This window comes from Anaeropeptidivorans aminofermentans, assembly GCF_940670685.1.
Lineage (GTDB): Bacteria > Bacillota > Clostridia > Lachnospirales > UBA5962 > Anaeropeptidivorans > Anaeropeptidivorans aminofermentans.
The window spans coordinates 2,088,097-2,109,625 of the sequence record NZ_OW711693.1 but is presented as its reverse complement, the minus strand read 5'-3'; the positions used below and the strand labels follow the sequence as shown (position 1 = coordinate 2,109,625).

Below are 21,529 nucleotides of genomic sequence, written 5' to 3'. Positions count from 1 at the left end.
AACTAATTTTACCATAAAGGATTAATTGAGGTAAAAAATGGATAATATAAGGATATTGGAAGACAATATAATAAACCAAATAGCTGCCGGTGAAGTGGTGGAAAGACCAAGCTCCGTAGTAAAAGAGCTTGTGGAAAATTCCATAGACGCAGGAGCCAAAAGCATTACCGTCGAAACCAAAGAAGGGGGTATTTCCCTCATACGGGTAAGCGATAACGGAGGCGGTATTCCTTCGGATGAGGTTTTGTCGGCCTTTATGCGCCATGCCACAAGCAAAATTTCAAACATGGACGATTTGGAAAGGGTAATGACCTTAGGCTTCAGAGGAGAGGCGCTTTCTTCTATTGCTTCCGTTTCACAAATTGAGATTATTACAAAAACTCCTTCTCAGATTACGGCAAAGCGCCTTGAAATAGAAGGCGGCAAAGTAACGGCCGAGCAGGATATCGGTGCTGTCGACGGAACTACCATAAAGGTAAGAAATATATTTTTCAATACGCCTGCAAGGCGCAAATTCTTGAAAAAGCCGGGAACTGAAAGCGGCTATATTTCGGATATTATGAACAAAGTAGCCTTAGGCCACCCTCATATTTCCTTCCGGTATGTTGTAAATGATTCGGAAATATTATATACCAACGGAAACGGCGACTTAAAGACTGTTATATTCAACGTATACGGTAAGGACGTGGCTAAAAAGCTTATAAAAGTAGAGCATTCAAAAGACGATTTTAAAATAGAAGGCTATATCTGCCACCCTGAAATCAACAGAAGCAACAGAAGCTACGGTAATATTTTTATTAACGGCCGTTTTATAAAATCAGATATTATTCAGTCTGCCGTGGAAGAAGCCTATAAAACGAAAATAATTATAGGAAAGTTTCCCGTTTTTGTTTTGAACCTTACCATAAACCCAAGGCTAGTAGACGTCAATGTTCATCCGACGAAGCTTGAGGTACGATTCAGCGACGAAAGACGGATATTTGATTTGTTTTTTGAGGCGGTAGATACTGCCTTAAAAAAGGAGAACCTAATACCGAGCTACGAGGTTAAAACCACGAAAAATCCTTTTGCCGAAAGCTCTTATCAAATTGAGAATTATCATAAAGATAATAATAAAGTTTATAACAGCCCCTTACTAAATATTGATAATAACGAAAAAGAAGCAGACTATTATAAAGAAGAAAAGCCCCGGCATTCCATAAACATCAGTGAAATTGTAAAGGATATTTACAAAGAAAATAAAGAGCAGGAAGGAAGCTTTGTAAGAGAAGCTCAGCCTAAGTACTATTCCTCTAAAGAGGAAAATGAAAAGCCTGCACCTGAACCCTATGTTAAGCCTTTTTTTAATAATTTCAGGATTATAGGTCAGTTTTTTAATACATACTGGATTGTGGAGCAGAACGAAAGCATCTTTCTCATAGACCAGCATGCGGCTCACGAGCGGGTCTTATTTGAGAAGCTTATGAAAAAGTTTAAATCCAAGGATATTATTTCTCAAAGGCTTCTAAGCCCTTTAGGGGTAGATTTATCTCAGAAAGAAAGGGAAGTTCTTATGAACAATATGGCGCTTTTTGAGGAATTTGGATTTGAAATAGAGGCCTTTGACGATGAAAGCTTTGCTCTTTTGGCAGTACCTTTTATTTTAAAAGACCCTGCAAGCCCTAAGTTTTTTATGGATATTATAGACATGCTTTCGGAGGAAGGCTCAAAGCTTGACAATGTATACGATACTAAAATAGATGCTGTTGCCATGATGAGCTGTAAAGCTGCCGTAAAGGGAAACGACAGGCTTTCCTATATGGAGGCGAAAAATCTTATAGATGAGCTTTTAAAGCTTGAAAATCCATTTACCTGCCCTCATGGACGGCCTACGGTAATAGAGCTTAAAAAATACGAAATAGAAAAAATGTTTAAAAGGATACAGTAAATGAATTCAGAAGAAAAAAAGTCCGTCCTAATTATAGCTGGGCCTACGGCTTCGGGAAAATCCGCCTTGGCTATTGAGCTGGCTAAAAAAATTAACGGTGAAATTATATCCGCAGATTCCATGCAGGTTTATAAATATATGAATATCGGCACCGCAAAAGCCTCCGAGAAGGAGCTTTCGGAAATAAAACACCATCTTATTGACGTGCTTTATCCGGACGAGCCCTTTTCTGTAGCTATTTTTAAGGAAATGGCTGAAAATGCCATAAAGGATATTTCCGAAAGGGGAAAAATCCCGATTATTGCAGGGGGGACGGGTTTTTATATTAACGCTCTTCTTTATGGCACGGATTTTTCTTCGGCGGAAAAGGAAGCTGATGATTCTTATAGAAATCATCTTCTAACCCTTGCAGAAGAAAAGGGAAAAGAATATATCCATACTATGCTTTTTAAAGTCGACCCGGAAGCTGCCGAAAAAATTCATTTTAACAATATAAAAAGAGTGATAAGAGCTTTAGAGTTTTATCACGAAACGGGCACTAAAATTTCAGAACACAATAAAAACGAAAAAAGCCGTGATAAAGCATATCATGATTTTATGTTTGTTCTTCATATGAATCGGGATATTCTTTATGACAGGATTAATAAAAGAGTGGATCAAATGATAGAAGAAGGTCTTGTAAAAGAAGTTCACGGCCTTCTTCATATGGGCTACGACAGGTCTCTTATTTCTATGCAGGGGTTAGGCTATAAAGAAATCATAAGATACATTGACGGTGAATGCACTTTAGAAGAAGCCGTAGATACCCTGAAACAAAGTACAAGGCATTTTGCCAAAAGGCAGATTACATGGTTTAAGCATCAGAATGAAGCTATTTGGCTGGATGTATTAAAACACGAAGATATCAATGAATTGACAAATGAAGTAATTAATATAATAAAACAGGACGGTATTATAAAATGACCAGCACCGAAAGATACTTAATTGATAAATTTGCCATTGACGAAAGGCTTCTCAGGATTGCAAGAGAAATTGAAGATTCCCTTTCAGAAATATATAAAAAAATAGACGAACGAGCAGAATATAACCAGCTTAAGGTTCTCCATGCAATGCAGAAAAATAGATTAAGCGATATTCATTTTAGCAGCAGTACAGGATATGGCTATAATGATATTGGGCGAGATACTTTGGAAGCCATCTATTCCGATGTCTTTAATACGGAGGACTCCCTTGTAAGAAGCCAAATTATTTCAGGAACTCATGCCCTTACCCTTGCCCTTTTTGGAAATTTAAAATCAGGAGACGAGCTTATATCTATTTGCGGCGCACCTTATGATACCCTGCGTACGGTTATAGGAATCAATAAAACAAGAGGCTCCTTAATCGATAACGGTATTATTTATAAAGAAGTTCCTTTAAATCAGGGGGGCCATCCTGATTATACTGAAATACAAAAAATTGTAAGCAAAAAAACAAAGCTTGTTACCATACAGCGTTCCAGAGGATACTCCTTAAGAAACTCCCTTTCTGTTAAAGAAGTAGGAGAGCTCATTAAGCTTATAAAGAATATTAATAATAATATTATATGTTTAGTAGACAATTGTTACGGAGAGTTCGTAGATATAATTGAACCCAGCGATTTAGGTGCTGATATGATTGCCGGTTCTTTGATTAAAAATCCCGGCGGCGGTATATCTCCCGTAGGGGGCTATATCTGCGGAAAAAGAGAGTATGTTGAAAATGCGTCCTTCAGGCTTTCCGCTCCCGGCATAGGCAAGGAAGCAGGCCCTTCATTGGGCATTACTTCAAGGCTTTTACAGGGGCTTTTCCTTTCTCCGACAGTGGTTTCCGCAAGCCTTAAAAATGCGGTTTTTGCTGCTGCCTTTACAGAAAGACTTGGATTTAAGGCTTATCCTTCTTATGATGCGGAGCGCTCAGACATTGTTCAGGCGGTAGTTATGGATAATCCTGAAAACCTCATATCTTTTTGCAAGGGAATACAGTCTGCAGCTCCCGTAGACAGCTATGTTTCGCCGGAACCATGGGCCATGCCCGGCTACGACTGCGATATTATCATGGCAGCAGGGGCATTTATTCAAGGAAGCAGTATAGAGCTCAGTGCAGACGGTCCCTTAAGGCCGCCTTATGCCGCCTTTTTTCAGGGAGGGCTTACTTATCAGCACGGTAAAAACGGCATCATTATCGCTTTAAATAATATGTTAAGGGATCATCTTATAAAACTATAGCTTCTGGAGGAAGTATATGTGGATGCTTAATAATTACACATTTTTAAATCATAATGTATATTACCTTGCGCTTTATTTTATTATTTTCAGCTTTATGGGCTGGATAATGGAAACTTGCCGCTGCTCTTATGCTGAAAAGAAATTTATCAACAGAGGCTTTCTCAACGGGCCAATCTGCCCTATATACGGGACGGGAATGGTTACAATCATCATCTTTTTGGACGGCATAAAGGACAATGCAATTGCCTTGTTTTTTGGGGGTCTTATATTGGCTTCCGTTTTAGAATATGTTGTTGCCGCACTTTTGGAAGGCCTTTTCAAGGCAAAATGGTGGGATTACAGCTATAAAAGATTTAATATTAAAGGCCGGGTCTGTTTATCCATTTCTCTTTGCTGGGGCGCATTATGCGTAGTAATGATGCAATGGGTGGTTCCGTTTTTAACGGAAATTATATCAAAGGCGGACCCTGTAAAAGCCAATATAGTAATATATATGTTTATAGCGGTTGTCACCGTAGATACCTTTATTACCATATACAATCTCATAAGCCTTCGAAAAATACTTGCGGAGCTTTCAAGCATAGGCGGAGAAATCAAAGAGCAGTTTATTAAAACTCATTTTTATACGAAAACAGAAGAGTTTATTGAGAAGTACGGCAATCTTAAAAATGATTTCCGTAACAGACTTGAAAGCCTTGTTTCTTCGGAGCTTGATATGTCCGCTATAATGGAAAAGTGGAAGGAAGCAAAAGAAGTTGTTGCAGATGAAATATACAATGACCAGAGGATTTCTGAAATTATAAAGAGCATCAATGAAAAGAAAACAAAATACCTTAATAAAATCGATACCCATACTTTCGTACAGCGAAGAATTTTAAACGCCTTTCCTAATTTTAAGCCTTTCGAAAATATAGAGTCTTTTAAGGCCCTTAAAAAACGCATAGGTTTAAAAAGAAGAGAAAAGGAAGATGATAATAAAAAAGACTAAATAAATATTGACTTTACTGAATTTAGAATATAGATTTTACATGAGAGTAAGTATATTATGTAAAATCTATATTTCTTCTGTAGTATAAACTTATTTTTATCCTTAACAAATTCGGAAATAACTTTGTTAGCGATAAAAGTGAACTGAGTATAAAATACGCATGGACAAGCCTTTATTTTTCTTGACAAATGGTATATGCTAAGTTTACCATTTATAGTAAATAATAAAGTAAGAAATTATTTAATTTCTTAAAAGAGTTGTTTTCTATTCTCTCAGAAAGCATTTGTTTTAAGGGAGAAGGGTATTATTAAGGGGAGGGGATTTTTATAGAGTTTTCAGATAATTTATATATAAGCCCCAGAATAAAAGAAAGTTCAGCTACGCTGGATTTGCTTAAGAAAGATATCCCTTGTTTGGGCGTTTATCTTATTTGCATAAATAAAAACAGCAGGAATTTAATAGAGATTTACCACAGCATTGAAATAACAAAGCCCTTTTATTCCAACAAAGAGCTTTTGGTAATAGGCATTTCTCAAGACGGCATAGACCGTAAAGAATCAGCTGCAAATATTTTGGGAGAGTATTACGCAAGATACAATTGTTTTGATGATTTTAAAACTAATATGATTAACGGGTGATATATGTTTAAATATCCATTGGCTTTTATAAATACGCTTTCTCTCATTATTTTAATCTTATGTTCTGCTATAGAAATTCCTACATTCAGCTATAATTTCTATAAATATGAATATGAGAAAAATAATGTTTACGAGACCATAGGCATATCGGAGCTTGACCTTAAAAATGTTACGGAAAAGCTTTTTTCCTATATGAAAGGAGAAAGTAAAGACCTTGTTATAAATTCCTATATAAACGGAGAAAACAGGGAATTCTTCAATGAAAAGGAAAAGCAGCATATGGTCGATGTGCAATTGCTTTTTAATATTGGCTTTACTGTAAGAAAAATAAGCTTTATTATTTTTCTGATTACATTTTTCAGCGCCTTTATATTTTCCGACAAGAAGACATTGGATACTTATTTAAGAGCGTGGATTTTTGGGTTAACTTCTATTATGGCTATAGGGCTTTTGTCAATTATCTTTATTGTTGGGGATTTTGATAGTAATTTTACTGCTTTTCATGAAATGTTTTTCAGTAATGACTTATGGATACTTGACCCTCAGCAGGACCTTTTAATCAATATTGTCCCTTTAAACTTTTTTATTGATATTTTTAAGGCGGTAGGGGGCCTATTTCTTTTTATATCCTTTTTATTTGTGTTCTTTTCGGCTGTAGCTCTTAAGCTTAGAAAAAGTAAAAATTGATCGGAGCCGTTTAAATGACTGTTATTTTTTTAATATTGAAAATAATATTTATAATATTCATAAGCTTAATCTCTTTGATTTTAGCAACAGGAATTTTATTTATAGCAGTTCCGATAAGATATAAAACATTCGGGATATATGATGAGAATAAAGAGTTTACCTTATATTTAAGCTGGCTTTTTAAGCTACTTTCTTTTAAATTTCAATATAAAGAAAATGACAAAAAAAGTGAATTTAAAATCATGGGTATTCGTCTTGGAAAAAGAAAAAAAATTAAAAAAATCAAAGAAGAAGATACACCATCAAATAATAAAGAAGAAAACATTGTAAAAGAACCTGAGCTTAATGAAAAAAGTGAAAAAGCCCATAAAAAAAGCAAAAAAACAGCAGAAAAAGATATAAAATCAGTAGATACTGAAACAGAAGATATAGAAATTGACCTTGAAGATGCTTCCGAGTCTTCAGGCATTATAAATACCATAAATAATATAGTGGAAAAAATCAAATACTATTATAACTATCCTGATAGAGATGAGCTGATTAGATTAGGGAAGGATTTTTTGAAAAAATCCTTAAAAACCTTTAAAGTTAAAATTTTCTTTCTAAAGGGCAGAATAGGCTTTGAAAGCCCTGATCATACGGCATATGCTATAGGCGCTTTGTCGGTTTTTAACGCATGGATAAAAAAGCCCTATTATATTCAGGTAACGCCCGATTTTCAGGAAGAAAAAATCAATCTTTCCATTGATTCTAAAGGTAATATATATTTAGGACGATTATGTATTTTATTTATTAGATTTGTACTTAAAAAGCCTGTTTGGAAACTGGTGAAAAAATATTTTTTATAGGGAAGGGTGTAAATAATGGACAATAATTTAAACAACAGTCTTGAAACTTTATTCAGCAAAATGGACGATTTTGTATCTACAAAAACAGTAGTAGGCGAGCCTGTAAATATAGGAGGAACCATAATGCTTCCTCTTGTTGACGTCATATTCGGCGTAGCCGCAGGGGCAGTAAACGGAAGCGAAAAAGATAAAAAGAATTCCGACATGGGCGGCTTGGGAGCAAAAATAACGCCTTCCGCAGTAATCGTAATTAAAGATAATACCGTTCAGCTTGTGAATGTTAAAAATCAAGATGCGGTAAGTAAGCTCATAGATATGGCTCCGGGAATCGTCAGCAAATTTAATCTGGGAAGCATTTTCACCCCCAGAGATAAAGAAAATTTGAAAGACGATGGAAAAAAATCAGAAAGCGAACCGGAGGAAAGAATCATTAAAGAGACTATCGTAAGAGAAATTGAAGAATAAGTTTTGAAAGGGCGTTGCTTTAATATAGTAATGCCTTTTACTATATTAAAAAAATAACAGGTTTTTAAGAAGGATTAATTTAAAAATTCTCTTTATAAAAACCCATTAATAGAAGTACACACAAATCTTAGTAAGCGCCCAAAGACCCAAATTTGTTAAATTTAATAAAGTATATTTTTAAGCAATAAACAAATACTATTATCGAAAATTTAAAAAGGAGGGTTTTGATTATGAATAGATTTGCAAGGGGCATTATAGCTGGTTCTCTTATGGGTTTAGCTGCCGCCGCTATTGGCATGAGCGATAAGAAAAGCAGAAGAAACGCAATGAGATCAGGAAAAAATGCGCTTAAAAAGGCAGAAGATTTAATGGAAGATGTAAGGGATATGTTTTAACTCTGAGTAAGCAAAAAAATCAAAGAGTATGCAGACGTAAAAAGACAGCGCTTTTATATGCACTGTCTTTTTAGGTTTTAGTTATGATAAATTATTTGCTGTTAATATAGCTTAAGGCTTTTTTAATTACATCGCCTCTTACATATTTTACATCAGGCTCTATTCCAGATTTATGGATAGAATTGCCGGAAGGAGTTTCAAGCTCCATTACTGTGGCTTTTACAGCGTAGCCGCCTTTTAATGACAAGGTATACTGACCGATTCCTTTTCCAAAAGACTTTTCTCCCATGACGGTTACATTATCGAGATTTTCCTTAAGGGCCATTATGAATGTTTCGGCGGCGCTTGCAGTGTTTGAATTTTCAAGTAAGATTATATTTTCATATTCGAAATAAGTATTGTTTTTGGATTTTATTTTTCTGCTGGTAAGAAAAAGCCGGGTATTTTCTGCTGCCATAAGTTTCCCTTTGGGAAGAAAATAATCCAAAAGCTCATAAGTAGGATCCAGCGCTCCGCCGGTGTTATCCCTAAGGTCTATTACAATATTTTTATAATTTTGATAGTTTTCTTTATTTTCCTTTGCAAATTCCGTAGTGTATTTAGACATATTAGGCAAATACAGATATACGGTATCTTCATTCAGCTCTTTAATTTCAGCTTCCTCAGCCTTTTCTTTAGTCTTTTCCTTTGAATCTTTGTATTGGCTTGGGGTATAGAGATACGTATACCTGTCTTCCGCCGCGTCCCCTATATGGTCGGATACAACGGCAATCACCATTTCATCGAAATTTTTGGCATAAGATTTAAAGTTATCTTCCCCAAGAGCGTCTATATAGACATTGTCTAAAGCGTCGGTATAAGCATAATTATATGAAACAAAATATTTAAACAATATATAGTTTATATTTTTATAAATAAAGATACCGAAAAGAATCAATAAAACAATGAAAATAATTCTTAAACGCTTATATTTTTTTTCATACTCATTTGTATAGAAAAGATTTCTTGATTTCATCATAATCACTCCATTGTTTATTTTATCTAAAGATGGTAATATAATTATTAACAGGTTAAACTAAAAGCACATACTTATATAATAATCTTTAGTACATGCATTTACAACAATTACTTTTAAGTCTTTTAATTCGGAGGAAATATGGTTAAGAATACAGGAGTAAAATTAATAGCACAAAATAAAAAAGCATATCATGAATATTTTATAGAGGAAACTTTTCAAGCAGGAATAGAGCTTATAGGAACAGAGGTAAAAAGCCTAAGGCAAGGCAAATGCAATTTAAAGGATAGCTTCGTAAAAATAGAAAATAACGAAGCCTTCGTATATAACATGCATATAAGCCCTTATGAACACGGCAATATATTCAATAAGGACCCTTTGAGAAAAAGAAGGCTTCTGCTTCACAAAAAAGAAATCAATAAGCTTATGGGGGCCGTTGCTCTCGACGGCTTTACAATAGTACCTACGAGGATTTATATTCTTAAAAGCCTTGTGAAAATAGACATTGCCATAGCCCGGGGAAAGAAGCTCTACGACAAGAGAGAAACCATTGCGAAAAAAGATGTGAAACGACAGGCTGAAAAGGAATTTAAAATTAGAAATCTTCAATAAAATCATAAAAAAGGTTATGCCAATTAGGCATAACCTTTTTAAATATTTAGATGATATAATCCTGTGATTTATAGTAAATTTCATATAAAGAAGCAGCAAAAGCCTATTCCCATCAGGCTCAAAAACACGGATTTCCTTCGGAAACGGTACATTTTTGAGCCTGTGTGAATATACGGCTTTGCTGCTGTTTAACTTTAAATTTACTATATCTATAGCTTAAGCCCCTTTAAGGCATCGGCGATTGCGGAATTTTCCGGCTTTTCATCTTTATTTAGTTTGTTCAGGTATTTATCAATATCCTTTTTAGACATCTTATTTCCTTCTAATGCTCTCTTCTCGTGGAAGGCGTCTACCTTTTCTTTAAATCCGCAGGAGCAGATATATCTCCTGTCTGCGCCTTCTCCTGTAATTGTCATTTTTTTATGGCATTCAGGGCATCTTGTATTTGAATTAAAGGATATGGATTTTCTGTATCCGCATTCTCTGTCCTGGCAGACAAGCATTTTACCCTTTTTCCCATTGACTTCCAGCAGAAATTTCCCGCATTCCGGGCATTTTTTCCCTGTAATATTATCATGGCGGAATTTTCCGTCGGAGGTTTTTATTTCTTTTATTATTTTTCTCGTATATTCGTTTATTTCGCTTAAAAATACATCTTTATTGAGCTTATTTTCGGCTATTTTATTAAGCTCAAGTTCCCATTTGGCTGTCAAATCAGGGGTTTTCAAATCCTTAGGGGCGAGACTGAGAAGCTGCTTTCCTTTTGATGTTACAAATATGGAATTTCCTCTTTTTTCAAGCATGAAGTTTGAAAAAAGCTTGTCGATGATATCGGCTCTCGTTGCAACGGTTCCAAGGCCTCCCGTTTCCGTAAGGGTTTTTGATATTTCCTTATCGGAAGACTTTATATAAGCCTTTGGATTTTCCATGGCGGCAAGTAAAGTTCCTTCGGTAAAATAGGCAGGAGGCTTTGTTTTTCCTGTATCCATCTGCAATCTTTGCAAGGTGAATTTTTCGCTTCTTTCAAAGGTTGGCATAAGCTGGTCTTTTAAATCGCTTTCGCTGTCTTCCTCTTTAAGCTCTTTTCCGTAAATTTCTTTATAGCCTAAGGAAATTATATTTTTGCCCTTTGCTATAAAAGTTTCACCGGAGCAAGAAGCTGTTACAGTCATTTCATCATATTCATAAGGGGCGTAGAAGACTGCAAGAAAGCGTTTAATTATAAGATCATATATTTTCATTTCCTTATCGGTAAAATCCGAAATATTTGCAGCTTCCTCTGTGAGTATTATGGCGTGGTGGTCGGAAACCTTTGAATCATCTACAAAGGATTTACTTACCTTTATGCCGTTTTTCTGAATTTCTCCCACGAACTTTTTATATCCGCCGAAACGTATTGCCTTAAGCCTTTCAGGTATCGTGGGCACAATATCCTGAGAGATATATTTTGAATCTGTTCTGGGGTAGGTTACGACTTTATGCCTTTCATATAAAGACTGCATAATATTTAATGTTTCTTTGGCTGAAAAATTAAAAAGCCTGTTGGCATCTCTTTGGAGCAAAGTTAAATCATAAAGCCCAGATTCTTTCAAAGAATGTCTTTTTTTATCAATGGATTTTATTTCGGCTTCTTTACCCTTTAAAGTGATTAATAGCCCGTCGGCGTAATTTTTATCAAAGATACGAAAGGAACCGTCTTTATTTTTTAAAGTAAAATCGGTGTTTTTATAATTCAATTTTATCGTGTAGTAATCCTTCGGCCTAAAGGACCTGATTTCTTCTTCTTTAGCGTTTACAATGGCTATGGTAGGGGTCTGAACCCTTCCGCAGGAAAGCTGAGCATTATGCTTTGCAGTTAATGCCCTTGTGGCATTGATGCCCACTACCCAGTCGGCAATGGCCCTTGCCTTTGCGGAATTATAAAGAGGAATATAGTTTTTCCCGTCTTTTAAATTCTTAAAGCCTTCTAAAATAGCCTTGTCAGTTACGGAAGAAATCCACAGCCTTTTTACAGGTTTTTTATTGCCGGCTTTTTCAAGAATCCATCTTGCCACAAGCTCGCCTTCACGGCCTGCATCGGTTGCGATGATGATTTCCGAAACGTCTTTTCGGCCAATTTGGGCCTTTACTGTCCGAAACTGAGCAGAGGTCTGCTTTATTACGATAAGCTCAGGCTTTTCAGGAATGATGGGCAGATGGTCTATATCCCAGGACTTATATTTATCATCGTAGGCTTCAGGGTCTGCCAAGGTTACAAGATGCCCTAAGGCCCATGTAACAATATGAGTATTGCCTTCCATAAAGCCGTTTTCTTTTTTATTGCATTTTAAAACCTTTGCTATATCCCGTCCCACAGAGGGCTTTTCTGCTATAATTAATGATTTCATTATTTTAATCACCTTTTTGTTTTTTTATAGTATAACATAATTTATCATAGATTAGCACAATTAGCTTGCCGGATTTCGGCAGAATAAATTTCTTAATGTAGCAAAGCATATAAAAATATATTATAATATCCTTAAATATAAATAAAAAATAAGGAGACAGGCTTTCATGTACGACGCAATTATAATAGGCGGAGGTCCGGCAGGGCTTTCCGCTGCCATAAATTTAAAAGCGAGAAACAGAAATGCCGCCGTATTTACAAGGGGAATTGAAACGAGCTTTTTATACAGGGCGGAAAAAGTAAATAACCATTTGGGAATGCCGGAAATGACAGGAAAAGAAATGCTGGACTCATTTCTTAACCATGCTAAAAATCAGGAAATAGAGATAAAAAAAGGCCGCGTTCTTCAAGTTCTTGATATGGGGGATTTTTTCGGCATTAATTTTGAAAATGACTTCTATCAGGCTAAAACCGTAATTTTAGCTACCGGCATAAAAAAGGGAAAGAAAATAGCCGGCGAAGAAGAGTTCCTCGGCAGAGGCGTAAGCTACTGCGCAACCTGTGACGGAATGCTTTATAGAAATAAGGACGTTGTGGTAGTCGGAGAGATAAAAGAGGCTGAGGAAGACGTGAATTTTCTTGCGGATATTGCAGGAAATACTTATTTTATTCCTCTATATGGAGAGCCTTCCAATATAAACTCTAAAGTTAAGATATTAAAGGCAAAGCCTGTTTCCGTAAAAGGCGGCGATTTCGTAGAGGCCCTTGATACAAGCGAAGGCCCTATCAAATGCAGCGGCGCATTTTTTGTAAAAGAATCTACCCCGGCAAACAGCCTTCTTCCGGGAATCGCAGTGGAAGACGGCATGATTGTCGTAAACCGCTATATGGAAACGAATTTAAAAGGCGTCTATGCCTGCGGTGACTGTACAGGCTGGCCTTATCAGATAAGTAATGCCGTAGGAGAGGGCCTTATAGCTGCTCAGCAGGCCGACAGGTATTTAAGGCAAAGCAGTTCTAAAAATTAAATCATAAGCTTAAATCGCTTATTAAATCTTATATACAGGCAATTAGATAAAAATGCTAAAAACTCTCCGATAAATTTGAAAATCATGTGAATTATTTTCATTGACTTTTTATAAACATTTTGCTAGAATGTTTGATAACATTTCAAAAACTTAAACACTAAAAGAAAGTGATTAAGTAATCAAATGCAATGACTGAGTTTAGTTTTATGCCAACTGTTTTCAGAGAGCAGGCGCTTGGTGCAAGCCTGTAGCAGCCCATAAAATTCTCCCTCACGAGCATCCTTCTTGAACATATCTAAGTAGGGAAGGACGGACGCCCCGTTACAGGCAAGGGTTTGATAGAACCTGATAAGATGTCTTTTAAACGAAGGCAAAATAGGGTGGTACCGCGAATATACCTCGCCCCTACATACGTAGGAGCGAGTTTTTTTATACAAAAATCTAAATATAAAAGTTTCAGCATTAAAAGCAGGAGAGGTGATGAATTTGAAAAGGCATATATTGTCAATTCTTGTGAATAATCAGGCGGGCACCCTAAGCCGAATATCAGGATTATTTACAAGAAGGGGTTTTAACATAGAAAGCTTCAGTGCAGGGGTCATAGGCAATGGGGAGCTTACGAGAATCACCGTGACAACGATTTGCGACGACCAAGCGATAAAGCAGATTACACGCCAGGTTGAAAAGCTGGTGGATGTAATTGAAATTATTGAGCTATTGGAAAACACATCGGTTTTAAGAGAGCTGGCCCTTATAAAAATCAAAGCAAATAACAATACGAGAACAGAGATTGTAGGCATTGTTGATATATTTAGGGCAAATATTATTGATGTTTCCTCGGAAACCATAACCGTTGAAATCACAGGGGACCAGAGCAAGATTGAAGCCTTCTGCGAGCTTGTAAGCGGATACGGAATAAAGGAAATAGCAAGAACAGGCCTTGCAGGGCTCGGAAGAGGCAGCCTTTCAATAGAGGAAGAGGAAGACTCAATATACTAAATAAGCTCATATATTTTTCAATTAAAGGTATACTTGCATTCGTATAAAACAGCGGCATAGTCAATTTGATTTTCTCTTATTTTGTGCCCTCTAAAGCCAAATGTTTATACTCGAATTAAAGTAAAACAGTAAAGTTGTAAATTTGCTTTTCCTTGATTTTATGCCTTCTTGGAGTTGTAACTTACCGCGGAAGAAAAGCAAATTTACTATACAGTGGAATAAAAACAAATGGGCTGTATATTCTCTAATCAACCGATCTCTTATATACACCGTCAAAACAAATATCATTAATCCGTAAATATCTCAATATCCATTTGAAATTTATAAAAATAGCTTAATAAAGTACATATTAAGCTTTATTCAAAATACAAGGAGGAAATAAAAATGGCAAAATTATACTATCAGGAAGACTGCAACGTTCAACTTTTACAAGGGAAAAAGGTAGGTATTATAGGATATGGAAGCCAGGGCCATGCCCATGCGCTTAATTTAAAGGAATCAGGCATTGATGTAGTCGTAGGTCTTTACGAAGGAAGCAAATCATGGAAATCAGCCGAAGAAGCAGGTCTTACAGTAATGACTGCAGAAGATGCTGCAAAAGCATGTCAGATTATCATGATGCTTGTAAATGACGAAAAGCAGGCGAAGCTTTACAAGGAAAGCATTCTTCCTAATTTAACAGCAGGCAAATATCTTGCATTTGCTCATGGTTTTAATATTCATTTTAAACAAATTGTAGTTCCTGAGGAAGTTAACGTATTTATGATTGCTCCGAAAGGCCCCGGACATACCGTTAGAAGCCAGTACGTTCAGGGAAGAGGCGTTCCTTGCCTTGTTGCCGTTCATCAGGACCCTTCAGAGGATACCAAGGACGTTGCCCTTGCCTATGCCCTTGGAATCGGCGGAGCGAGGGCCGGTGTTCTTGAAACTACTTTCAAGGAGGAAACCGAAACAGACCTTTTCGGAGAGCAGGCAGTATTATGCGGCGGTGTTACGGCCCTTATGAAGGCAGGTTTCGATACCCTTGTTGAAGCAGGCTACCAGCCTGAAAGCGCATATTTTGAATGCGTTCACGAAATGAAGCTTATTGTAGACCTTATTTATGAAGGCGGCTTTAAATACATGAGATATTCTATCTCCGATACTGCTGAATATGGTGACTATGTAACAGGAAAAAGAATTGTTACCGACGAAACAAAGAAGGAAATGAAGAAAATATTATCTGAGATTCAAGACGGAACATTTGCTAAAAACTGGATACTTGAAAATCAGGCAAATCGTCCTTCCTTTAACGCCACAAGAGAAATAGAAGGTTCAAGCCTTCTTGAAAAGGTAGGCGCAGAACTTAGAAAGATGATGAGCTGGATAAAAAAATAAATACATACGAAGTTAAGCTGAATTTTTTATAAAAGCATTTGGAACTTGTGCTTTTGCTTCAAAAATTCAGAAGGAATAAAATTGAATTGGTATAAGTAAGGGGGTTGTGTATGTGAATAAAAAAATAATTTTATTTGACTCTACATTAAGAGACGGGGCGCAGGCAGAGGGGATTTCATTTTCGGTTGAGGATAAGCTTAAAATAGTTAAGGCCCTTGACGAAATAGGCATAGATTATATCGAAGCAGGAAATCCGGGGTCAAACCCTAAGGATTTAGCGTTTTTTAAGAAGGTAAAGCAATTGAATCTTAAAAACGCAAAAATTATTGCCTTCGGCTCTACAAGAAGAAAAAACACAACGCCTCTTGACGATGAAAATGTATTATCCTTAATTGAAGCAAATACGGAAGCTGTTGCCATATTCGGTAAAACATGGGATTTTCATGTGACAGATATTATAAAGACGGAGCTTGAGGAAAATCTCAATATGATTTATGATACGGTAAGCTTTTTTACCGACAAAGAAAAGGAAGTTATTTTTGATGCCGAGCATTTTTTTGACGGCTATAAAAATAATAAAGAATATGCTATAAGCTGCTTAAAGGCGGCAAGGGGCGGCGGCGCAAAATGCCTTGTATTATGCGATACCAACGGCGGAACCATGCCTATGGAGATTTATGAAATTACTTCTGCCGTAAAAGAAGAACTTAGAACCGATATCGGAATCCACTGTCATAATGACTGCGGAATGGCGGTAGCCAATTCCATTATGGCCGTTTCCGCGGGCGCTATACATATTCAGGGGACTTTTACAGGATTCGGAGAAAGATGCGGAAATGCGAATCTCTCCACTGTAATGGCAAATTTGCAGCTTAAAATGGGCTATCCCGTTATAAGCCCAGACCAGATGCAGCATTTAAGCAGAACGGCAAGGCTTGTTTCGGACGTTTCCAATGTGATTCTTTATGAAAGAGAGCCTTATGTGGGAAAGGCAGCATTTGCTCATAAGGGCGGAATGCATATTGACGGGGTTTCTAAAAATTCAAGAAGCTTCGAGCATATTGAGCCGAACCTTGTGGGAAATGAAAGGAAGCTTCTTACAAGCGAGGTTTCAGGCAGAAGCACAATACTTAAAAAAATACAAAAGATTGACCCGAGCCTTGAAAAAGATTCGGAAAAAACCAAAGAAATCATGGATAGGCTCAAAGAGCTTGAGCATCAGGGGTATCAATTTGAAGCCGCTGAAAGTGCCTTTGAGCTTGTAATCAGAAAGAGCCTTGGAAAATACAAGCCCCTTTTTGAGCTTGTAAACTTTAAAACCATATGCGAAAGGCCTTTGGCGCCTTCCTGCTCTTCCGCCTGCGCTATTATAAATGTAATTGTAGACGGGAAAAAGGAAATTACCGCGGCTCAGGGGGTGGGCCCGGTAGATGCCTTGGATAAAGCTTTAAGAAAGGCCTTGGAGGTATTCTATCCTCAGCTTAAGGACGTTCACCTGACAGATTACAAGGTAAGGGTTTTAGACGGAAAATCCGCCGCCGAATCAAAGGTAAGAGTTCTTATTGAGTCCACAGACGGCTCTTCCAGCTGGACTACCGTCGGTGTATCGGATGATATTATAGAGGCCAGCTGGATTGCCCTTGTAGATAGCATAGAATATAAGCTGATTAAGGATTTTGAAGAGAAATTCAAGGTGTATTTATAGATATAGTAAAATAATTTAATTACAGTAACAAAAACTGTATATTTCATGCTTAGTGGACCTGAAAAAGTGTTTTCAGGTGAACGCTTCCCTATAGCCAACAAAAATTCTTTCATTTTTGTCGGCTGAAAATGGCTTAATATAAGTGCTTTTATAATAGTTAAGCTGTTTATGAAAAATAGGATTTTGCTACTGCCTTAAAGCTATTTTACTATGGAAGAAGTTATGTTTGTTCTTATATATAGAAAAAGAGGTGGATTATATGGCAATGACAATGACCCAAAAAATATTGGCGGCCCATGCGGGTTTAAAAGAGGTAAGCGCGAATCAGCTTATAGAGGCAAGCCTCGATTTAGCCCACGCCAATGATGTTACTGCTCCCATGGCAATTGAAGAGTTTAGAAAAATAGGCGTGGAAGAGGTTTTTGATAAAGATAAGGTGGTCCTTATACCAGACCATTTTACCCCCAACAAGGATATAAAAACCGCACAGATGTGCCTTACCATGAGGGAATTTGCAATAGAGCAGGAGATAACAAATTATTATGAAGTAGGCGAAATGGGCATTGAGCATTGCCTTATACCGGAAAAAGGGCTGATTCTCCCCGGCAATACCTCTATCGGAGCCGATTCCCATACCTGTACTTACGGCGCATTAGGTGCATTTTCGACCGGCGTCGGAAGTACGGATTTAGCTGTCGCCATGGCAACGGGTAAGGCATGGTTCAAGGTTCCTTCCGCCATAAAATTCGAGCTTATCAATAAGCCTGCTAAATGGATAAGCGGAAAAGATATTATCCTTCACATTATCGGACTAATCGGCGTAGACGGCGCCCGCTACAAATCCATGGAATATACGGGAGACGGCATACAATATCTTTCCATGGACGACAGGTTTACCATCTGTAATATGGCTATTGAAGCCGGCGGCAAAAACGGCATTTTCCCTGTTGATGATGTTACCATTGAATACATAAAAGAACGTTCAGATAAACCTTATATAATTTATGAAGCGGATAAAGACGCTCAATATGACGAAGTTTATACCATCGATTTATCGAAGTTAAGGCCTACGGTTTCATTTCCTCATTCACCGGATAATACGAGAACCATCGATAATGTGGGAACGGTTGAAATTGATCAGGTGGTTATCGGTTCCTGTACCAACGGAAGAATATCCGATCTTAGAATCGCGGCAGAAATATTAAAGGGCAAAAAAGTGAAAAAAGGCATAAGAGTGATTATCCTGCCGGGAACCCAAGATATTTATCTTCAGGCTATAAAAGAAGGCCTTGCAGAAGCTTTCGTGAAAGCAGGGGCAGTGCTTTCAACACCTACCTGCGGCCCTTGTTTGGGTGGCCATATGGGTATTTTGGGAAAGGGCGAAAGAGCCGTTTCCACCACCAATAGGAATTTCATAGGACGTATGGGGCACCCTGAATCGGAAGTCTATCTGGCAAGCCCTGCCGTTGCCGCCGCTTCTGCCCTTACGGGAAGAATTACTGATCCAGAGGAGGTATAGCTATGAAAACAAGAGGAAAAGTCTTTAAATACGGCGATAATATCGATACGGATATTATCATTCCCGCAAGATATTTGAATATAACAGATATAAAAGAGCTTTCTGTATATGCTATGGAGCCCATCGACCCTGATTTTTCAAAGAATGTGAAAAAAGGCGATATCGTTGTTGGCCGGAAGAACTTCGGCTGCGGCTCTTCAAGAGAGCATGCGCCCCTTGTATTAAAGGAAAACGGCGTAGGCTGCGTCATAGCAAATACATTTGCAAGAATATTTTATAGAAACGCAATTAATATCGGTCTTCCTATCATCGAATGTGATGCCGCTGCGGCAGGGATTGAACAGGGAGACGAAGTTGAAATAGATTTTAACACCGGAGAAATAAAGAACATCACAAAAAACGAAGTGTATAAATCCGAAGTCTTTCCTGAATTTATGCAGGATATCATGAAATCCGGCGGCCTTATTCAAAAGACCAGAGAAAATCTTAAGGCATAGCCTTAAAGGAGATGGAATTATGGAATATAATATAGCCCTTGTGCCCGGAGACGGTATCGGCCCGGAGGTCGTGGAAGAGGCTGTTAAGGTTCTTCATAAAATAGGTGAAAAGTTCGGCCATAAATTTAACTTTAAATATACCATAGCAGGGGGAGCCGCCATAGATCAATTCGGTGAACCTCTCCCAAAGGAAACATTGGATATTTGCAAAGAAAGCGATGCCATTATTTTGGGTGCCGTAGGCGGATATAAATGGGATCATATGCCCCTTGATAAAAGGCCGGAAAAAGCGCTTTTAGGCCTTAGATACGCCTTTGGCCTTTACGCTAATCTCCGCCCTGCAATACTTTATAAAACATTAAAAGACGCTTGCCCTTTAAAAGATGAGATTTCCGATAAAGGAATCGACATCATGGTTGTAAGAGAGCTTACCGGAGGCATTTACTTCGGTGAGAAGGGCAGAAAAGAAACGGAAAAAGGCAAATGCGCTTACGACACGGAACTGTATTCTGAAAAAGAAGTCAAAAGAATACTGAAAACGGCTTTTGAAATAGCCGAAAAAAGAAGTAAAAAGGTAACAAGCATCGATAAGGCCAATGTTTTGGAATCCTCTCTTTTCTGGAGAGAGATTGTCAATGAATATGCCAAGGATTATCCTCATATAGAGCTTAACCACATGCTTGCAGACAATGCCACTATGCAGCTTGTAAGAGACCCAAGCCAGTTTGATGTGATTGTTACGACAAATATGTTCGGGGATCTTTTATCCGATGAAGCAAGCCAGATTACTGGTTCCATAGGCCTTCTCCCTTCAGCAAGCCTGAACGAGGACAATTTCGGAATGTTTGAGCCTATCCATGGCTCCGCTCCCGATATTGCGGGCAAAGGTATTGCCAATCCGGTTGCTGCAATTCTTTCGGCGGCCATGATGCTTAAATATTCCTTTATGCTTGAAGAGGAATCAAAGACAATAGAAAATGCAGTAGAAAAGGCCCTTGAATCAGGGCATAGGACAAAAGACATTGCCGGAAAGGGCGAAAAGTTTCTTTCGACCTCAGAAATGGGCGATGTAATAGCTGGTTTATTATAGATTCATAGTTTGACGGAAATGCTCTTGTCAAACCTATACATAGAGAACAAATATAACTTATTGGGAATTTCCTTTTTATTTAAGCTGACGCTTTCTTAGACTCCATAGCTTATTTAAGGAACTTTACAATACATTAAATTAAGGGGTGCAAAATATGTCAAGTGATAGTTTAATATATTTAGACGGCGAATTTGTTAAGGAATCAGAAGCCAAAGTATCTGTATTTGACCACGGCCTTTTATACGGAGACGGTTTCTTTGAAGGCATCAGAGTTTACAATTCAAGAGTATTTAAGCTTCAGGAGCATGTGGACAGAGCATTTGCCGCTGCAAAAGCTATTATGCTGAATCTTCCCATGACCAAAGAGGAAATGGCAGAAATCATTCTTGAAAGCTGCAGAAAAAATAATTTAAAGGACGGTTATATCCGTCTTGTTGTTACAAGAGGAAAGGGAAATCTTGGGCTTAATCCAAGATCCTGCCCTAAGCCTTCCATAATCTGCATCGCAGCCAATATACAGCTTTTTTCCGACGAGGTTTATGAAAAAGGCCTTAAGCTTGTGACCTGCTCTTTAAGAAGAAACAGCTCTAATAACATTGACCCTCAGATTAAATCCCTTAATTATATCAATAATATTCTCGGCGTAATTGAAGCCAACAGAGCAGGGGCCGATGAGGTTATATTCCTTAACCAGAACGGCGTTGTGGCAGAAGGAAGCGGAGACAATATCTTTATTATAAAAGACGGTGTGATTTATACGCCTCCCATATACATAGGCGCTCTTGACGGAATCACAAGAAAATGCGTTATGGAGCTTGCCGAGAAGGAAGGCTATAGAGTATGCGAGAAGGAATTTACCCTTTTTAACGTATATAACGCCGACGAAGTATTTCTTACAGGAAGCGCTGCGGAGCTCATAGCTGTTACAAACGTAGACGACAGAGTAATCGGAAACGGTGTTTGCGGACCTATTACGGAAAAGCTTCTCAATGCCTACAGAGAATACAGAAACAGCAACGGAACAGACCTTTACCAGTAGCTGATAAAAGCATGGCTTTAAATTTACTATAATTGCCGGTACAGATATACGGAAGTTAGATGAATACT

Annotated in this window: 20 protein-coding genes and 1 other annotated feature; of the genes, 18 read left to right on the top strand and 2 right to left on the bottom strand. The window is 37.6% G+C overall.

Annotation, left to right across the window (positions count from 1 at the left end):
- The first annotated feature begins 37 nt into the window (after nt 1-37).
- From mutL to NBX03_RS08785, 9 genes are all read left to right on the top strand, one after another.
- A complete protein-coding gene (gene mutL / locus NBX03_RS08825; protein WP_250227420.1) occupies nt 38-1,927 on the top strand; it encodes a DNA mismatch repair endonuclease MutL in 1,890 nt (629 codons plus the stop codon).
- A complete protein-coding gene (miaA, locus tag NBX03_RS08820; RefSeq protein ID WP_250227419.1) occupies nt 1,928-2,890 on the top strand; it encodes a tRNA (adenosine(37)-N6)-dimethylallyltransferase MiaA in 963 nt (320 codons plus the stop codon). It begins immediately after the preceding gene.
- Nucleotides 2,887-4,173: a methionine gamma-lyase family protein gene (locus tag NBX03_RS08815; RefSeq protein ID WP_250227418.1), complete on the top strand. Its 1,287-nt coding sequence runs from the start codon at nt 2,887-2,889 to the stop codon at nt 4,171-4,173. The genes miaA and NBX03_RS08815 overlap by 4 nt, the downstream gene beginning before the upstream one ends.
- Before the next feature lie 16 nt (nt 4,174-4,189).
- The gene (locus NBX03_RS08810) at nt 4,190-5,161 is read left to right on the top strand and encodes a putative ABC transporter permease (RefSeq protein WP_250227417.1); all 972 of its coding nucleotides are present in this window, start codon (nt 4,190-4,192) and stop codon (nt 5,159-5,161) included.
- A 413-nt stretch (nt 5,162-5,574) separates the two neighbouring features.
- Nucleotides 5,575-5,799: a hypothetical protein gene (locus NBX03_RS08805; protein ID WP_250227416.1), complete on the top strand. Its 225-nt coding sequence runs from the start codon at nt 5,575-5,577 to the stop codon at nt 5,797-5,799.
- Nucleotides 5,800-5,802: 3 nt separating this feature from the next.
- The gene (locus NBX03_RS08800; RefSeq protein WP_250227415.1) at nt 5,803-6,486 is read left to right on the top strand and encodes a TIGR01906 family membrane protein; all 684 of its coding nucleotides are present in this window, start codon (nt 5,803-5,805) and stop codon (nt 6,484-6,486) included.
- A gap of 14 nt (nt 6,487-6,500) precedes the next feature.
- Nucleotides 6,501-7,334 carry a DUF2953 domain-containing protein gene (locus tag NBX03_RS08795; RefSeq protein ID WP_250227414.1) on the top strand — a complete coding sequence of 278 codons (834 nt, stop codon included), beginning with the start codon at nt 6,501-6,503 and terminating at the stop codon, nt 7,332-7,334.
- A 15-nt stretch (nt 7,335-7,349) separates the two neighbouring features.
- A complete protein-coding gene (locus NBX03_RS08790) occupies nt 7,350-7,799 on the top strand; it encodes a GerW family sporulation protein (RefSeq protein ID WP_250227413.1) in 450 nt (149 codons plus the stop codon).
- A gap of 230 nt (nt 7,800-8,029) precedes the next feature.
- Complete coding sequence (locus NBX03_RS08785) at nt 8,030-8,194, top strand: hypothetical protein (RefSeq protein WP_250227412.1); 165 nt, start codon at nt 8,030-8,032, stop codon at nt 8,192-8,194.
- Between the two features lie 91 nt (nt 8,195-8,285).
- On the opposite strand, the gene NBX03_RS08780 is transcribed toward NBX03_RS08785, so the two are convergent.
- Entirely contained in the window at nt 8,286-9,212 is a 927-nt protein-coding gene (locus NBX03_RS08780; protein ID WP_250227411.1) for a S41 family peptidase, read from the bottom strand.
- 138 nt (nt 9,213-9,350) lie between these two features.
- On the opposite strand from NBX03_RS08780, the gene smpB reads away from it, so the two are divergent.
- Entirely contained in the window at nt 9,351-9,821 is a 471-nt protein-coding gene (gene smpB / locus NBX03_RS08775; protein WP_250227410.1) for an SsrA-binding protein SmpB, read from the top strand.
- A 209-nt stretch (nt 9,822-10,030) separates the two neighbouring features.
- Here smpB and NBX03_RS08770 read toward each other — a convergent pair whose 3' ends face one another.
- The gene (locus NBX03_RS08770; protein ID WP_323373223.1) at nt 10,031-12,208 is read right to left on the bottom strand and encodes a DNA topoisomerase III; all 2,178 of its coding nucleotides are present in this window, start codon (nt 12,206-12,208) and stop codon (nt 10,031-10,033) included.
- A 166-nt stretch (nt 12,209-12,374) separates the two neighbouring features.
- On the opposite strand from NBX03_RS08770, the gene NBX03_RS08765 reads away from it, so the two are divergent.
- From NBX03_RS08765 to ilvE, 8 genes are all read left to right on the top strand, one after another.
- On the top strand, nt 12,375-13,235 hold the full coding sequence (locus NBX03_RS08765; protein WP_250227409.1) for an NAD(P)/FAD-dependent oxidoreductase: 861 nt from the start codon (nt 12,375-12,377) through the stop codon (nt 13,233-13,235).
- 179 nt (nt 13,236-13,414) lie between these two features.
- Nucleotides 13,415-13,645 (top strand) — a binding site (T-box leader).
- A gap of 70 nt (nt 13,646-13,715) precedes the next feature.
- Nucleotides 13,716-14,234: an acetolactate synthase small subunit gene (ilvN, locus tag NBX03_RS08760; protein ID WP_323373222.1), complete on the top strand. Its 519-nt coding sequence runs from the start codon at nt 13,716-13,718 to the stop codon at nt 14,232-14,234.
- Between the two features lie 348 nt (nt 14,235-14,582).
- On the top strand, nt 14,583-15,611 hold the full coding sequence (gene ilvC, locus NBX03_RS08755) for a ketol-acid reductoisomerase (RefSeq protein ID WP_267134881.1): 1,029 nt from the start codon (nt 14,583-14,585) through the stop codon (nt 15,609-15,611).
- Nucleotides 15,612-15,723: 112 nt separating this feature from the next.
- Nucleotides 15,724-17,316: a citramalate synthase gene (cimA, locus tag NBX03_RS08750; protein ID WP_250227407.1), complete on the top strand. Its 1,593-nt coding sequence runs from the start codon at nt 15,724-15,726 to the stop codon at nt 17,314-17,316.
- Nucleotides 17,317-17,575: 259 nt separating this feature from the next.
- A complete protein-coding gene (gene leuC / locus NBX03_RS08745; protein WP_250227406.1) occupies nt 17,576-18,835 on the top strand; it encodes a 3-isopropylmalate dehydratase large subunit in 1,260 nt (419 codons plus the stop codon).
- A gap of 2 nt (nt 18,836-18,837) precedes the next feature.
- Entirely contained in the window at nt 18,838-19,332 is a 495-nt protein-coding gene (locus NBX03_RS08740) for a 3-isopropylmalate dehydratase small subunit (RefSeq protein ID WP_250227405.1), read from the top strand.
- Between the two features lie 19 nt (nt 19,333-19,351).
- Nucleotides 19,352-20,422, top strand: a complete 1,071-nt coding sequence (gene leuB, locus NBX03_RS08735) for a 3-isopropylmalate dehydrogenase (RefSeq protein ID WP_250227404.1) — start codon at nt 19,352-19,354, stop codon at nt 20,420-20,422.
- A 154-nt stretch (nt 20,423-20,576) separates the two neighbouring features.
- The gene (ilvE, locus tag NBX03_RS08730; RefSeq protein WP_250227403.1) at nt 20,577-21,461 is read left to right on the top strand and encodes a branched-chain-amino-acid transaminase; all 885 of its coding nucleotides are present in this window, start codon (nt 20,577-20,579) and stop codon (nt 21,459-21,461) included.
- Nucleotides 21,462-21,529 lie beyond the last annotated feature (68 nt).